Source organism: Pseudomonas sp. SP16.1 (genome assembly GCF_052682975.1).
Map to the genome: position 1 here is coordinate 1,416,722 of NZ_JBQYFZ010000001.1, position 14,880 is coordinate 1,431,601.

14 protein-coding genes and 6 tRNA genes are annotated in these 14,880 nt (G+C 67.2%); 16 read left to right on the plus strand and 4 right to left on the minus strand.

What is annotated here, in order from left to right:
- Positions 1–111: 111 nt before the first annotated feature.
- The 4 genes from pedF (at position 112) to ACUTAF_RS06875 (ending at position 3,218) form a co-directional block, all read left to right on the plus strand.
- The gene (gene pedF / locus ACUTAF_RS06860) at positions 112–531 is read left to right on the plus strand and encodes a cytochrome c-550 PedF (RefSeq protein ID WP_445579269.1); all 420 of its coding nucleotides are present in this window, start codon (positions 112–114) and stop codon (positions 529–531) included.
- Positions 532–535: 4 nt separating this feature from the next.
- Complete coding sequence (locus tag ACUTAF_RS06865) at positions 536–1,408, plus strand: substrate-binding periplasmic protein (protein ID WP_445579270.1); 873 nt, start codon at positions 536–538, stop codon at positions 1,406–1,408.
- Positions 1,409–1,429: 21 nt separating this feature from the next.
- On the plus strand, positions 1,430–2,179 hold the full coding sequence (locus ACUTAF_RS06870) for a quinoprotein dehydrogenase-associated SoxYZ-like carrier (protein WP_445579271.1): 750 nt from the start codon (positions 1,430–1,432) through the stop codon (positions 2,177–2,179).
- Positions 2,180–2,297: 118 nt separating this feature from the next.
- Positions 2,298–3,218: a quinoprotein relay system zinc metallohydrolase 1 gene (locus ACUTAF_RS06875; protein WP_445579272.1), complete on the plus strand. Its 921-nt coding sequence runs from the start codon at positions 2,298–2,300 to the stop codon at positions 3,216–3,218.
- A 9-nt stretch (positions 3,219–3,227) separates the two neighbouring features.
- On the opposite strand, the gene ACUTAF_RS06880 is transcribed toward ACUTAF_RS06875, so the two are convergent.
- The gene (locus ACUTAF_RS06880) at positions 3,228–4,781 is read right to left on the minus strand and encodes an MDR family MFS transporter (protein WP_461859092.1); all 1,554 of its coding nucleotides are present in this window, start codon (positions 4,779–4,781) and stop codon (positions 3,228–3,230) included.
- Positions 4,771–5,820 (minus strand): HlyD family secretion protein, encoded by a 1,050-nt coding sequence (locus ACUTAF_RS06885; RefSeq protein WP_445579273.1) that lies wholly within the window; start codon positions 5,818–5,820, stop codon positions 4,771–4,773. Before ACUTAF_RS06885 ends, ACUTAF_RS06880 begins: the two co-directional genes overlap by 11 nt.
- Before the next feature lie 104 nt (positions 5,821–5,924).
- Here ACUTAF_RS06885 and ACUTAF_RS06890 point away from each other — a divergent pair, with 104 nt between their 5' ends.
- The 10 genes from ACUTAF_RS06890 to ACUTAF_RS06935 all read left to right on the plus strand — a co-directional run bounded on the left by ACUTAF_RS06890 (position 5,925) and on the right by ACUTAF_RS06935 (position 10,888).
- On the plus strand, positions 5,925–6,845 hold the full coding sequence (locus tag ACUTAF_RS06890; protein WP_445579274.1) for a LysR family transcriptional regulator: 921 nt from the start codon (positions 5,925–5,927) through the stop codon (positions 6,843–6,845).
- A 33-nt stretch (positions 6,846–6,878) separates the two neighbouring features.
- Positions 6,879–8,360, plus strand: a complete 1,482-nt coding sequence (gltX, locus tag ACUTAF_RS06895; protein ID WP_445579275.1) for a glutamate--tRNA ligase — start codon at positions 6,879–6,881, stop codon at positions 8,358–8,360.
- Positions 8,361–8,538: 178 nt separating this feature from the next.
- Positions 8,539–8,614, plus strand: a tRNA-Ala gene (locus ACUTAF_RS06900).
- A gap of 60 nt (positions 8,615–8,674) precedes the next feature.
- Positions 8,675–8,750 (plus strand) — tRNA-Glu (locus ACUTAF_RS06905).
- Positions 8,751–8,799: 49 nt separating this feature from the next.
- A tRNA-Ala gene (locus tag ACUTAF_RS06910) sits at positions 8,800–8,875 on the plus strand.
- A gap of 60 nt (positions 8,876–8,935) precedes the next feature.
- Positions 8,936–9,011: transfer RNA gene (locus ACUTAF_RS06915), tRNA-Glu, on the plus strand.
- Between the two features lie 47 nt (positions 9,012–9,058).
- Positions 9,059–9,134, plus strand: a tRNA-Ala gene (locus ACUTAF_RS06920).
- 48 nt (positions 9,135–9,182) lie between these two features.
- Positions 9,183–9,258, plus strand: a tRNA-Glu gene (locus tag ACUTAF_RS06925).
- Between the two features lie 239 nt (positions 9,259–9,497).
- Positions 9,498–10,037 carry a TetR/AcrR family transcriptional regulator gene (locus ACUTAF_RS06930; RefSeq protein ID WP_445579276.1) on the plus strand — a complete coding sequence of 180 codons (540 nt, stop codon included), beginning with the start codon at positions 9,498–9,500 and terminating at the stop codon, positions 10,035–10,037.
- An 11-nt stretch (positions 10,038–10,048) separates the two neighbouring features.
- The gene (locus ACUTAF_RS06935; RefSeq protein ID WP_445579277.1) at positions 10,049–10,888 is read left to right on the plus strand and encodes an alpha/beta hydrolase family protein; all 840 of its coding nucleotides are present in this window, start codon (positions 10,049–10,051) and stop codon (positions 10,886–10,888) included.
- Here the strand turns inward: ACUTAF_RS06935 and ACUTAF_RS06940 are convergent.
- Entirely contained in the window at positions 10,858–12,720 is a 1,863-nt protein-coding gene (locus ACUTAF_RS06940) for a sensor domain-containing diguanylate cyclase (protein ID WP_445579278.1), read from the minus strand. The two genes, ACUTAF_RS06935 and ACUTAF_RS06940, sit on opposite strands and share 31 nt — an antisense overlap.
- A 221-nt stretch (positions 12,721–12,941) precedes the next feature.
- Between ACUTAF_RS06940 and ACUTAF_RS06945 the strand changes: the two genes are divergently transcribed.
- On the plus strand, positions 12,942–13,391 hold the full coding sequence (locus ACUTAF_RS06945) for an acyl-CoA thioesterase (protein ID WP_445579279.1): 450 nt from the start codon (positions 12,942–12,944) through the stop codon (positions 13,389–13,391).
- 7 nt (positions 13,392–13,398) lie between these two features.
- On the opposite strand, the gene ACUTAF_RS06950 is transcribed toward ACUTAF_RS06945, so the two are convergent.
- Positions 13,399–13,794 (minus strand): hypothetical protein, encoded by a 396-nt coding sequence (locus tag ACUTAF_RS06950; protein WP_445579280.1) that lies wholly within the window; start codon positions 13,792–13,794, stop codon positions 13,399–13,401.
- Between the two features lie 93 nt (positions 13,795–13,887).
- On the opposite strand from ACUTAF_RS06950, the gene ACUTAF_RS06955 reads away from it, so the two are divergent.
- The gene (locus ACUTAF_RS06955; RefSeq protein WP_445579281.1) at positions 13,888–14,871 is read left to right on the plus strand and encodes a tRNA dihydrouridine synthase; all 984 of its coding nucleotides are present in this window, start codon (positions 13,888–13,890) and stop codon (positions 14,869–14,871) included.
- Positions 14,872–14,880: the final 9 nt, after the last annotated feature.

Genomic DNA, 14,880 nt, shown 5'->3' on the forward strand with positions numbered 1-14,880 from the left:
GGACTAGGACGCGGCCACCAAAGCAGCATTCGGTGCCCCGCGCCGCCTTTCTAAGATGACCCCACGAGCTCCGTACGAGCTGTCTTGCGTGCATTCGATGAGGTCCTAGCCATGAACAAGAAATTCAATTCCACCCTGGCCCTGGTGCTGCTGGCCGCATCCACCCAGCTCTGGGCGCATGGCGACGTGGTGCCGCAGGCGGTCAACACCGACGGCCTGGAGCCGCTGGGCGAGGAATGGCTGGAGGAAAACCCCTACCGCGACAACCCGCGCGCCATCGAGATCGGCGCCTCGGCGTACAACCAGAACTGCGCCGCCTGCCACGGCCTGGAGGCCAAGTCCGGCGGTATCGCTCCGGACCTGCGCCTGCTGGAACTGGGTGCCATGGGCGACGAGTGGTTCAAGGAGCGGGTGATCAACGGTGCGGTGCGCGACGGTCGCGTATACATGCCGAAGATGGCCGATTACCTGAGCCAGGAGGCGCTCTGGGCAGTGCGTACCTATCTGGAGAGCGTGCACGTCGAGGAGTAAGAGCATGCGCCGGCTGATCCTGTTGTGCGGCCTGCTGCTGTGCCTGGGCACGGCGCAGGCACAGGTGCGTGACTTCGACCGCATCAATGAGGCCGGCGAGCTGCGCGTGGTGCTGTACCAGAACTTCCCGCCCTACAGCTATGAGCGGGACGGCCAGCCGCGCGGCGTCGACTACGAACTGGCCAAGGCGCTGGCCAAAGGCCTGGGCCTGAAGCTGCAGCTGATCTGGGCGCCGCCGGGCGAAAAACTCGACGACGATTTGCGCGACTACATCTGGCGGGGCCGGGTGACGGCTCAGGGTGAGCTGGCCGACGTGATGCTGCGGGTGCCCTATGACCGCGAGTTCTCCTATCGACGCAACGAGCTGGGCGAACTGGTCAACGAACTGGTGGTGATGTTCGGCCCCTACCAGCGCGAGCGCTGGCAGCTGGCCTTCGACCGCCGCCGCCTGGCCGCGGTGCCGAGCATCGCGGTGCTGCGCCAGCATCCGGTGGGGGTGGAGGTGGATAGCGTGCCGTCGTTCTATCTGAGTTCATTCAAGGGCGGCATGCTCGCCGGCCAGACCCATCACTACCCGACGCCGCAGCTGGCCTTCGCCGCCATGCGGGGCGGCGAGGTAGATGCGGTGATGGCGCTGCGCGGGGAGGTGGACTGGCTGGTGCACGAGGCGGGCGATCCGCAACTGGCGCTGGCCGAGAACGCCTACCCGGACATGGGCAGGCAGATCTGGGAGATCGGCATGGCGGTGCACGAGAGCAATCGCCAGCTCGCCTATGCCCTGGAAGAACAGCTGGAGACCTTGATTCTCGACGGCTCGCTGGAGCGCCTGTACGCGCGCTACGGCCTGCGCTACGAGAAGCCGGAACAATACCAATAGGGCGTGAGCCGGAGGTGGGCGATGGATTGGCGTAGCCTGATAATGCTGGCGCTGTTCGCCTGGGCCTGGGAGGCGCGGGCGCAGCCGGCCGACCCGGTACCCTCGGTGATGTGGGACTACCATCACCAGCGGCTGCTCGGCGGGGCGGCCTTCGTCTTCGACGAGCGGGTGCGTGTCGAGGTGCCGCCGTTCGCCGAGGATGCGCGCCAGGTGCCGATCCAGGTCGATGCCAGCGCCTACCGCGGGCGGGTCCAGCGCATCGTGGCCTGGGCCGAGCTCAATCCCATCCCGCGGATCTTCGACTTCGAGCCGGGCGAGCAGCTGGAGCCGAACCTGGCCATTCGCATCCGGGTCGAGCAGGCCACGCCGATTCGCGCGGCGGTGCTCACCGACGACGGCCTCTGGCACGTCGGTTCGGCCCGAGTCGACGCCGCCGGCGGTGGCTGCACGGCGCCCAGCGTGGTACGCGCCGAAGCCGGCTGGGAGGAGCGCCTCGGCCAGGTGCTGGGCAAGCGCTTCGTGCGCGACGCGGGCAGTCGGCTGCGCCTGCAGGTCTCCCACCCGATGGACAACGGCCTGGTCGGCGGCATTCCCGAGTTCTATATCGAGCAGGCCGAACTGCGCGGCGAGGACGGGCAACTGCTCGGCCGTATCGAGCTGTTCCCGGCGGTCAGCGAGAACCCCACGCTGAGTTTCGACCTGCGCGGCGAGCAGCGCGCTGAGCTGTGGCTGCGCGACAACAACGGCAACGAATTCCAGGCGGCGTTCTGAGAGTGGTCCCGTTCGCTGCGGGGCGCGGCTGCCACAGCAGCACGAGCGTACCACCTGTCCGTAGGAGCCCCGCCTCGGGGCGAAGCTCCTGGTGCAGGCAAACTTCGAGGAGAACACCATGCGCTGGATGCTATTGCTGCTAAGCCTGGCCGCTGGCCTGGCCCAGGCCGGGTTGGACTACCGGCTGCAACCCCGGCAGATCGCAGACGGCGTCTGGCTGCTGGAAGGCAGCACCGCCAACTTCGCCGCGGACAACGGCGGCAACATCGTCAACCTCGGCTTTGTCGAAACCGACGACGGCGTGCTGGTGATCGACAGCGGCCCGTCACGCCGCTACGGCGAAGCGCTGCGCCAGAGCATCGAGAAAGCCACCGGCAAACCGGTCACGCGCCTGCTGCTGACCCATCACCACCCCGATCATGTGCTGGGCAACCAGGCCTTCGCCGACGTGCCCATCGCCGCCCTGCCCGGCACCAGCAAACTGCTGGCGGAGCAGGGCGACGCCATGGCAGAGAACATGTACCGCCTGGTCGGCGACTGGATGCGCGGCACCGAGGTGGTGCTGCCGAGCGAGGAACTGCATGAAGGCACGCTGGACATCGGCGGCCGGCGCCTGCAATTGCTGGCGCTGCGCGGCCATACCGGCGCCGACCTGGCGATTCTCGACGAGCGCACGGGCGTACTGTTCGCCGGCGACCTGCTGTTCTACCAGCGCGCGCTGACCACGCCGAATACTCCGGGTCTGGAGGTCTGGCAGGCCGATCTCGACCGCCTCGAAGCCCTGCCCTGGAAGCTGCTCGTGCCCGGTCACGGTCCTATCGCCACGGACACCGCGCCCTTCGCGCAGATGCGCGACTACCTGGGCTGGCTCGATGGCCTGCTGCGCCAGGGCGCGGCGCAGGGCGCGGAGATGAACGAGCTGATCCGCGCGCCGATACCCGAGCGTTTCGCCGGGGTGAGCCTGTCGCGCTACGAGCTGATCCGCAGCGTCAGCCACCTGTATCCGCGTTACGAGCGCGACGCCCTGGCACGGCCATAGCCAGGGGCGTCAATGTGCGTCGCCAGCGCTGGTGGCGCCGGCCGGCAGGTGGCGGGTCAGCAGCATGGCCAGCATGCTCAGCCCCAGGGCGATGCCGATGCAGTGAAAGGCGTCGTTGTAGGCCATGATCGCCGCCTGCTGGTGCGTGATCTCGCTGAGTTTGGCCAGCGCCGCCTGCTGGCTACCGAGCGTCTGCGTCAGCAGTTGCAGGCGTTCGTCCAGCTGCGCATTGGTCGGCACCAGGGCTTCGCGCAGGTAGTCGAAGTAGACCTTGGCGCGGGCATCCAGCAGGGTCGCGAGCAGGGCGATGCCGATGGCGCCGCCGAGGTTGCGCAGGATGTTGAACAGGCTCGACGCCGAGCCGGCGTCCTGCGGCAGCACGTAGGCGGTGGCGATCAGCGACAGGGTCACCATCACCAGCGGCTGGCCGAGCGCGCGGATGAGTTGGATGTGCTGGAACTGTTCGCCGGCGAAGTTCGGCTCGAGCACCCCCGAGGCGAAACTGGCCGCACCGAACAGGGCGAAACCCAGGGCGCACAACCACTTCGGCGAGACGAATGTCATCAGCTTGGGCACCAGCGGAATCAGGACCAGCTGCGGCAGGCCCATCCACATGATCACCTCGCCGATCTGCAGCGCGTTGTAGCCCTGGATCTGCGCCAGGTATAGCGGCAGCACGTAGATCGAACCGTACAGGCCCACGCCCAGGCCCAGGCTGGCGATGCCGGCGAGGGCGAAATTGCGCTCGCGCAGCACGCCGAGGTTGATCAGCGGGTTGGCTCTGGACAGCTGCAGAAGGACGAACAGCGCCAGGCTGACCAGGGCGATGCTGCCCAGGCCCTGGATCAGGCTCGACTCCAGCCAGTCCTTGCGCTGGCCCTCCTCGAGAAACACCTGCAGACAGCCCAGGCCCAGGCCGAGGGTGAGGATGCCGGCGTAGTCGGTGGTGCGCAGCAGCTGCCAGTGCGGCGCCTTCTTCTCCAGGCCATGGAGCAGCCCGGCGATCATCAGCAGGCCGGGCGGCACGTTGATGTAGAAGATGTACTGCCAGCCGAAATTCTCGGTCAGCCAGCCGCCCAGGGTCGGTCCGATGGACGGGGCGAAGGTGGCGGTGATGGCGAACAGCGCCATGCCCTTGGCGCGGTGGTGCTCCGGCAGCTTGATCAGGGTCAGGGTGAACGCCAGCGGGATCAGCGCACCGCCGGTGAAGCCCTGCAGGGCGCGGAAGACGATCATGCTTTCCAGGTTCCAGGCCATCGAGCACAGCAGCGAGGCGCCGAGAAAGCCCAGCGACACCCACAGCGCCAGGCGCCTGGCCGAGAGCAGCTGCACCAGCCAGGCGGTCAGCGGGATCATGATGATTTCGGCCACCAGGTAGGAGGTGGAGATCCACGAGCCTTCCTCCAGGGTGGCGGCCAGCGCGCCCTGGATGTCCTTGAGCGAGGAGTTGGTGATCTGGATATCCAGCACCGCCATGAAGGCGCCGAGCATGGCGCTCATCACCGCGATCCAGTCGCGCCGGCTGGGCTCCGCCGTGGGGCGCAGCAGGGCATCAGCCGCCATGCTGGGCGTCGTCGCGGATGTCGACATGCACCTCGACCGACATGCCGGGGCGAATCAGCCCCTGCAGCGGGTGGTCGGCGGCGAAGGTCAGCTTGACCGGGATGCGTTGCACCACCTTGGTGAAGTTGCCGGTGGCGTTGTCCGGCGGCAGCAGGCTGAACTGCGCGCCGGAGGCGGCGAACAGGCTGTCGATGCGGCCCTCGATGGGGGTGTCCGGATAGCTGTCGAAGACCAGCTCGGCGCGCTGGCCGGGGTGCATGCGGCCGATCTGGGTTTCCTTGAAATTGGCCTGCACCCAGATATCCCGATCCGGCACCAGCGACAGCAGGTAGCTGCCGCTCTGCACCACCTGGCCCTCGCGCGCCGCGCGCTGGCCGACGAAGCCGCCGATGGGGGCGTGGATCTGCGTGCGGGCGAGATCCAGCTCGGCCTGCTCCAGGTCGGCGCCGGCGGCCAGGATCAGCGCGTCGAGGCGCTTCATCTCGGCCTGCAGCGCCGCGGTCTGTTGGCGCTGCGCCTGCAGGTCGGCGTCGGCCTTGGCCCGTTGCGAGCGCGCCACGCGCTGATCGGCGGCCAGGGTGGTGACCCGCTCTTCGGACACGTAGCCGGGCTTGCGCAGAGCCCGGGCGCGGGCTAGGTCGAGCTGGGCGCGTTCCAGGGTGGCCTGGCTGGCGGCCACTTCGGCCTGACTGGCGGCGATCAGGCTGCTCTGCTGCGCCAGTTTGCTGCGCGCCTGATCGAGCTGCGCCTGGTAATTGGCCAGGGCGGCGCGGGCGCGCTGGCGGGCCAGGCGGAAATCGCTGTCCTCCAGCACTGCCAGCAGCTCGCCGGCCTCGACGTGCTGGTTGTCGCGCACCAGCACGCGCTCGATACGCGCGTTCAATTGGCTCGACACGCGGGTGATCTCGCCCTGCACGTAGGCGTTGTCGGTGCTTTGCAGGTGGCGGCCGACCAGCAGCCAGTGGCCGAGCAGGGCGGCGGCCAGCAGGGCGAGCAGGGCGGTGAAGAGCAGGAGGCGGCGTTGCAGGGGAGCGGGCATGCGAGGGGCTCGGCTTGGGGAGAAATGTAAGCGAATTTAACGGTGTTCCCTTTTCGCTAGTAGCCGCTAGACTTGGCAAACTTTGTTGCTTGTGGGGAACAATCATGGGGTTGGACGATGCGCTGATCTTCACCCGGGTGGTGGAGTGCCACAGCTTTACCCAGGCGGCGATCGGCCTGGGCATGCAGAAATCCACGGTCAGCCGGCGCATCGCCCTGCTCGAGGAGCGCCTCGGCGTACGCCTGCTCAACCGCACCACGCGCAAGCTGCGCCTGACCGAGGTGGGCCAGGCCTACTACGAGCGTTGCCGGCAGATCATGCTCGACTTCGCCGAGGCCGAGCAGGCGGTGATGCAGCTGCAGCGCGAGCCCTCGGGACTGCTGCGGATCAGCGCGCCGATCGAGTTCGGCCAGCTGTTTCTCGGCCGGGTGCTCGGCGAATTCATGCGCCAGTACCCGCAGATCACCGCCGAGGTGGAGCTGACCTCGCGCCTGGTCGATCCGCTGGAGGAGGGCGTGGACATCGCCATCCAGGTCGGCCAGCCGCAGGACTCCACGCTGATCGCGCGCAAGCTGTTCGAGAGCGGCCGGCGCCTGTGCGCCAGCCCGGCCTACCTGGCCGCCCACGGCACGCCACGTAGCGTCGCCGAGCTGGAGGGGCATCGCGCCATCCTCCTGCAGCACGACGCGCCGCGTTACTGGCCGCTGCTCGGCGAGAGCGTGCCGTGCCAGCGGGTGCTGACCTGCAACAACATCACCTTCGCCCGCGAGGCGGCGCTGGCCGGCGCCGGCATCGCCGGCCTGCCGCTGATGATCAGCGACGAGGCGGTGCGCGCCGGGCGTCTGGTCGAGCTGCTGAGCCAGGCGCGCCTGCCGCTGGGCGAGGTCTACGCGGTCTATCCTTCGCGGCGGTTCCAGGCGATGAAGGTCAAGGCCTTCCTCGATTTCCTCATGGTCAGCCTGCCACTCAGCGGCGGCGGCCTGCTGGAGCCCGGCGCCCCCGGCCTGTTAACATCGCCGGCTTGATTGAACCCACGCTTCGACTGTCCGAGAGCCTTCATGACCACCGTTCGTACCCGTATCGCGCCATCGCCGACCGGCGATCCCCACGTCGGCACCGCCTATATCGCGCTGTTCAACCTGTGCTTCGCCCGTCAGCACGGCGGCCAGTTCATCCTGCGCATCGAGGACACCGACCAGCTGCGTTCGACCCGCGAGTCCGAGCAGCAGATCTTCGACGCCCTGCGCTGGCTGGGCATCGAGTGGGATGAGGGCCCGGACGTTGGCGGCCCGCACGGCCCGTACCGGCAGAGCGAGCGCAGCGCGATCTACAAGCAGTACTCGGACGAACTGGTCGGCAAGGGCCATGCTTTTCCTTGCTTCTGCAGCGCCGAGCGCCTTGACGAGGTGCGCGCGCAGCAGATGGCCAACAAGGAAACCCCGCGCTACGACGGTCACTGCATGCATCTCGATCCGGCCGAGGCGCAGCGCCGCATCGCCGCGGGCGAATCCCACGTGGTGCGCATGAAGGTGCCGAGCGAAGGTATCTGCGTGGTGCCGGACATGCTGCGCGGCGACGTCGAGATCCCCTGGGATCGCATGGACATGCAGGTGCTGATGAAGGCCGATGGTCTACCGACCTACTTCCTGGCCAACGTGGTCGACGACCACCTGATGGGCATCACCCATGTGCTGCGGGGTGAGGAATGGCTGCCGTCGGCGCCCAAACTGATCAAGCTGTACGAGTACTTCGGCTGGGAGCAGCCGGCGCTGTGCTATATGCCGCTGCTGCGCAATCCGGACAAGAGCAAGCTGTCCAAGCGCAAGAACCCCACCAGCATCACCTTCTACGAGCGCATGGGCTACCTGCCGCAGGCCATGCTCAACTACCTCGGGCGCATGGGCTGGTCGATGCCGGACGAGCGCGAGAAGTTCTCCCTGAACGAGATGATCGAGCACTTCGACATCAACCGCGTGTCTCTGGGCGGGCCGATCTTCGATCTGGAGAAGCTGTCCTGGCTGAACGGCCAGTGGCTGCGCGAGCTGCCGGTGGAAACCTTCGCCGCCGAGGTGCAGAAGTGGGCGCTCAACCCCGAGTACCTGATGAAGATCGCGCCGCACGTGCAGGGCAGGGTGGAGACCTTCAGCCAGATCGCCCCCTTGGCCGGTTTCTTCTTCTCCGGCGGCCTGAACCTCGACGCCAAGCTGTTCGAGCACAAGAAACTCTCGCCCGACCAGGTGCGCCAGCTGATGCAGCTGATCCTGTGGAAGCTGGAAGCGCTGCGCCAGTGGGAAAAAGACCGTATTACCGGCTGCATCCAGGCTGTGGTCGAGCATCTGGAGCTGAAGCTGCGTGACGCCATGCCGCTGATGTTCGCGGCCATCACCGGCCAGGCCAGCTCGGTGTCGGTGCTCGATGCCATGGAAATCCTCGGCCCGGACCTGACCCGCTTCCGCCTGCGCCAGGCGCTGGAGCTGCTCGGCGGTACTTCGAAGAAAGAAGCCAAGGAGTGGGAGAAGCTGCTGGCGAGCATTGCCTGACGTAGGGTGCGCCGTGCGCACCGCGGCTGTTCTGTGGAGCATCGGTGCGCATGGCGCACCCTACGGGGCATCGCGCGACCCTAAGTAATTGTTCTAGTGGCAAAAACTTTTGGCTGGCCGGAAAAATGTTGTTGACAGCCAATCGGGGCGCTCTTAACATGCGCCCCGTCCTCGAGATGGGGCTATAGCTCAGCTGGGAGAGCGCTTGCATGGCATGCAAGAGGTCAACGGTTCGATCCCGTTTAGCTCCACCAATCTCGACTCCTTTGGGAGTGCCAGAATCGATATGAGTCGATTCACGATAAGGGTCTTGCGTCCCCTTCGTCTAGTGGCCTAGGACACCGCCCTTTCACGGCGGTAACAGGGGTTCGAGTCCCCTAGGGGACGCCACTTATTCCAGCCGCAGCGCTCAGGCGTTGCAGCCAGACCGCAAGGTTTCGGGGCTATAGCTCAGCTGGGAGAGCGCTTGCATGGCATGCAAGAGGTCAACGGTTCGATCCCGTTTAGCTCCACCAATCTCGACTCCTTTGGGAGTGCCAGAATCGATATGAGTCGATTCACGATCAGGGTCTTGCGTCCCCTTCGTCTAGTGGCCTAGGACACCGCCCTTTCACGGCGGTAACAGGGGTTCGAGTCCCCTAGGGGACGCCATTTTCCAGTCGCAGCGCTTGGGTGCTGCGAGCCGACCGAAAGGTTTCGGGGCTATAGCTCAGCTGGGAGAGCGCTTGCATGGCATGCAAGAGGTCAACGGTTCGATCCCGTTTAGCTCCACCAATCACCGACCAGGCCAGCCTAGTGCTGACCTTGTCGTTAGAAGGTTCCGTCCCCTTCGTCTAGTGGCCTAGGACACCGCCCTTTCACGGCGGTAACAGGGGTTCGAGTCCCCTAGGGGACGCCATTTTTCTTGCCGCATTTGCGGGTCTCAAGGGCTGCTTCTTGCGAAGCGGCCCTTTTTTGTTCCCGCCTTCCTTGGCGGTGTGCTGTCGCTGCGCGACGCGAAAATTCCTCCCCAACCTTTTTCGATACCCGTCTTTCCTGGCCCTGTATGGCGTTCCCTTTCGCTGCTCGATACGGATTCGGCTTGCACCTCAATATTATGAGTGTAATATTGCATTCATAATATAACCGAGGTGAAGCATGAGCGAGCGCAAGAGCAGAACCCGCGAGCGCATTCTCGCCGCCGCCGGAGCGGTGCTGGCCGAGCGTGGTCCGGGTGATCCGGCTGTAGCCAAGGTGATGGCCGCAGCGGGACTGACGGTGGGCGGCTTCTATGCCCATTTCGCCAGCAAGGATGCGCTGATGCTCGAGGCCTTCCGTCAGTTGCTCGGGCGGCGTCGTGCGCGTCTCGCCGAGCTCGACGGCAGCCTCGGTGGGCGCGAGCGGCGCGTGCTGCTGGCGGCTTTCTACCTGTCGCGCAAGCACCGCGATATGCAGGGCGAACGCTGTCCTTTGCCTGCCTCGCTTGCTGAGATCGAGCGCCTGCCCGAGGGCTTTCGCCTGGCGCTGGCCGAGCATATCGAGCTGATGACGGCCGCGATAAGCGAGACGCCGGAGGAGGCAGACACGGCTCTGGCCGACCTGGCGCTGATGGTGGGCGGTCTGGCCCTGGCGCGGGCATTGGGCCCGGGCGAGTTGTCCGACCGGGTGTTGCGGGCCGCCAAATCGGCGGTGAACTGAGGAGAAGCCAGATGAAACAGATGACCTGGGTACGCGGCGTCAATGCGACGCTGGGATGGGTGGCGCCGCAACTGCTGGCGAGCCATCTGCGTGAACGCTTCATGACCCCGCGCAACCTGCCGCCGCGCGACTGGGAGTTGCCGCTGCTGGCCAGTGCCGAACGCATCACCCTGCGCTTCGGTCTGTCGGCCTTGCGCTGGGGCAGCGGGCCGGCCGTGCTGTTGATGCACGGCTGGGAGGGGCGGCCGACCCAGTTCGCCGCGCTGATTCGCGCGCTGGTCGATGCCGGTTACGCAGTGGTGGCGCTGGACGCCCCGGCCCATGGTCGCTCGCCGGGAGTGGAGGCCAGCGTGGTGCTGTTCGCCCGGGCGCTGCTGGAGGCGGCCAGCGAACTGCCGCCGCTGCAGGCGGTGATAGGCCATTCCATGGGTGGTGCCAGCGCCCTGCTGGCAACGCAGATGGGCCTGCGCAGCGCGGCGCTGGTGAGCATCGCCGCGCCGAGCCGGATTCTCACCGTGCTGCGCGGTTTCGCCCGGCATATGGGGCTGCCGCCGGTGGCGCGCTCGCGCTTCATCCGCCTGGTGGAGGAGAAGGCCGGCATGCCGGCGGCTCACCTCGACGTGCAGCGTTATCAACTGGAGTTGCCGGGGCTGATCGTGCATGCCGAGGACGATCCGTTGGTGCCGGTGGGCGAGGCCGAGCTGATCCACCGGGCCTGGTTCGACAGCCAGCTGCTGCGCCTGCCCGCGGGCGGTCATCAGCGCCTGCTCGGCGATCCGCGGCTGACTCAGGCGGTACTGACGCTGCTAGGCGAAGTGCGTCAGGCGTCGTCGAGCGCCGTCGCCTCGTAGACCTCGACGCGGTTGCGGCCGGCCTTCTTGGCTCGGTAGAGGGCCTGATCGGCCCGCTCCAGCATTGCTTCGCTGCTGGTTCCGCTGGTCGGGATGTCCACGTACAGACCGATGCTGAGAGTCAGGCGGATGCTCTGGCCCTCGTAGATGCAGGGTGTGCGGGCCAGGTCGTCGCGCAGTTGCTCGGCCAGGCTCAGGGCACCGGCCCGGTCCGTATCGCTGAGCAGGGCGGCGAACTCCTCGCCGCCGAAGCGCGCCAGCAGGTCGCTGCTGCGCAGGCGCTGCTGGATGCGGGTGGCGGCATGGCGCAGGCAAGCGTCGCCGCCCAGGTGGCCGTAGCGGTCGTTGACCTGCTTGAAGAAGTCCAGGTCCATCATCAGGATGGCCAGCGGGTGCCGCCCACGTTCGCTGCGAGCGCGGGCGCGTTCCAGCTCCTCATTCAGCGTCTGGCGGTTGAACAGGCCGGTGAGGCCGTCGCGGCGGTTGAGTTCGGCCAGCTTCAGGTTGGCGTCGGAAAGTTTCTGTAGCGCCTGCTCGAGCGCCGCGGTACGGTCGTTGATGCGCAGCGCCAGGTTGTCGTTGATCTGTGTTTGCAATTCCAGGCGCTTGGCCTGTTCTTCGCGCAGACGCCGCTCCTGCACCATCAGCTGCAGCTGGGCCTGGCGTTCGGCGCTCTGCGCCTGGCGGATGCGCGTGGCCAGCGCCACCGAGAACACCGCCATCTCGATCAGCCCGCCGATCTGCTGGGCGTGCAGGGTGAAGTGCGAATAGGGCAGCAGGCCGGTGCCGGTGAGGACGCTGAACAGGCTGGCGGCGATCAGCACCGACCAGCCCAGGGCGAACAGGCGGGCGGACATGTGGCCGGCGCGCCAGCGCAGCAGGGTGAAGACGCTGGCGGCAGCGGCGCAGACCCCCAGCAGGACGAAACTGCCGATCAGTGCGGTCCGGTAGGGAGCGAAGAATGCCAGGGCGATTACCACGCCGCTGCCGGCCAGCAGTGCGCCGCACACCCAGGTATACAGCGGCGACGCTCGCCTGAGATCGAGGACTCCATAGGCGAAGAGAATGCCGAACAGGGTGGCGATGGCGGAGCTGAGCGGAAAGCTCAGCTGATGCCAGGCCAGCGCGTGCGGCCACAGCCACTGCAGGGCGAAGCCGAGTTGAATGAACTGATAGAGGGCGAAGCTGGCGACGAACAGGCTGTACCAGAGGTAGTTGCGATCACGGGTGATGCCGTAGATCGACAGGTTGTAGAAGAACATCGCCGCCAGGGCGCCGAAGAACAGGCCCTGCAGCAGCAGGCTGCGCTGTTCCTGACGGTCGAAGGCCTCGTGCGTCATCAGGCTGGCGCTGAGATTGGCCGAACCGTCGCTCTGCATGCGCAGCCACAGGCGCCGGGTCTCGCCGGGTGCGACCTCCAGCGGCAGGAGCAACTGGCGATGGTCGATCCAGCGCGAGTCGAATGGGCGCTGATCGCCGGCGCGATAGATCCTCCCGCCATCCAGGCCATGGGCGTCCAGTCGATCCAGCAGCGGGTTGCCGATCACCAGCAGCCAGCCGAGGGAGCGCGCGTGCGGGTTGTGCACGTCCAGGCGCAGCCAGTAGGCACTGCTGCCGTAGCCGAAGCTGGCGTCGCGCCGGGCGACCGGCTGCCAGGCCGTCTCCGGCAGATCGCGCACCTCGGTGAACTCGGCCTGGCCCTCGGGGTCTTCCCATACCTGCATATAGGGCCCGGGTAGCACCGGCTCCTGACCGCTCGGCAGAGGCAGGCTGTCGGCCCAGCTCAGGGCGGGTAGCAGGAGCAGCATCAGCAGGCGCAGAACGGCAGTCAATTGCTCGGATCTCGGCTCGGGGCGAATGCCCGGCATTATGGCGTGCTGGCAGGGCGCTATGAAAGGATGGCGCTGCATCGGCCACGGCGGACGGCGTATTATTCGCCGGCGCGCCGTCGGCCGGCGGCGCCGCTTGCCAGGACGAAAACAAGGCGGGGGAACAGGATGAAAGCGAGGATGAAAGAGGCGCAGCAGCCGACAATCAGTCAGGAGGTGCGGCCATGAGCTGGGATCTGCCCGACCCCTTCGTCATCGATCTGGAGGTAGCGGCCGACGACATCGATGGCCTGGGCCATGCCAACAATGCGGTCTACGTCAGCTGGCTGGAGCGTTGCGCCTGGCGTCACTCGCAGTTCCTCGGCCTGGATCTGGCCGAGTACCGCAGGCTGGATCGCGCCATGGCGGTATTGCGCCATGAGATTGATTACCTGGCCAGCGCCTACGAGGGGCAGCAGCTGCAGATGGCCACCTGGATCGTCGAATCCGATCAGCGTCTGAAGATGGACCGGCGCTTCCAGCTGCTGCGTCCCGAGGACGGCGCCACCCTGCTGCGGGCCAAGACCACCTTCGTCTGCATCGAACTGTCCAGCGGACGCCCCAAGCGCATGCCGGTGGAGTTCATCGAGGGCTATGGCAGGGCGTTGCTGGAGCGCTATCCGCTGGAGCTGTAGCGACGCGCTAGTTGAGCAGCGGGGCGAGGAATGCCCGACCCGGCTCGACTATCACGGCGAACTGGCGGGTCTCGCCCGAGCCGAGCAGCACCGCCTGCGCCGGTCCCGGCCCGCGCCCGTTGCAGTAGCCGGCCGGGGATATCGCCACGGCGACGCTCAGCTCGCCGCTGGGCAGGTCGAGGCTGGTACGCTCGCCCGGCCCCAGTTTCGCCACCACCCGCCGATTGACGTAGAGCTCCACGTCGCAGGCATTCGGCGCGTTGTTGTCGCGGCTGAAGATCAGTCGCCCCGGGCCGTCGGGCGCCGGGTTCGGCGGTACCACCTGCACGCCCCGCGGCAGGACGTCGGCAGCCTGGGCGAGGCTGCCGGCCAGGCACAGGGCCAGTAGCGAGCGACGCAGCATGTTGGATCTCCCTTCGGTTTCCTGCAGTGTGGACCATCTTGCGCCGTCCGCGCGGCGCCTTAAACTGTGCGCCCGTTTTCTCCGGACAATCCCATGCAAATCGCCCTGGCACCCATGGAGGGGCTGGTCGACGAAATCCTGCGCGACGTGCTGACCCGTATCGGCGGCATCGACTGGTGCGTCACCGAGTTCATTCGCGTCAGCGACCGCCTGCTGCCGGCTGCCACCTACCGCAAGCTCGCCCCCGAGTTGTTCGCCGGCGCCCGCACCTGCGCCGGCACGCCGATGCGCGTGCAGTTCCTCGGCTCCGACCCGCAGTGCCTGGCCGACAATGCGGCCTTCGCCTGCACCCTGGGAGCGCCGGTGGTCGACCTCAACTTCGGCTGCCCGGCCAAGACGGTGAACAAGTCGCGCGGCGGCGCGGTGCTGCTCAAGGAGCCGGAGCTGCTGCACGCCATCGTCCGCGAGGTGCGGCGCACGGTGCCGGCCGAGATTCCCGTGACCGCCAAGATGCGCCTGGGCTTCGCCGACAAGGACGGCGCCCTGGACTGCGCGCGCGCCCTGGCCGAGGGCGGCGCCAGCCAGATCGTGGTGCATGCGCGGACCAAACTCGAGGGCTACAAGCCGCCGGCGCACTGGGAATGGGTGGCGCGGGTGCAGGAGGCGGTGGCGGTGCCGGTATTCGCCAACGGCGAGGTGTGGACGCTGGACGACTGGCGGCGCTGCCGCGAGATCAGCGGGGTGGACGACATCATGCTGGGGCGCGGGCTGGTGTCGCGGCCCGGCCTGGCCCGGCAGATCGCCGCGGTACGCGCCGGTGAACGGCCGCAGGAAATGAGCTGGGGCGAGCTGCAGCCGTTGCTGCTGGACTTCTGGCAGCGGGCGCGGCGCAAGCTGGCGCCGCGCTATGCGCCTGGTCGCCTGAAGCAGTGGCTGGCCATGCTGACGCGCACTTACCCCGAGGCGGTAGCCCTGTTCGCCGAGGTGCGCCGCGAGCAGGATTGCGCGCGCATCGATCGGCTGCTGGGTATGCCCTTGCAGGAGCAGAGGTTGCCCGACGTGGCGACATTCCTGTAGGAGCCCCGC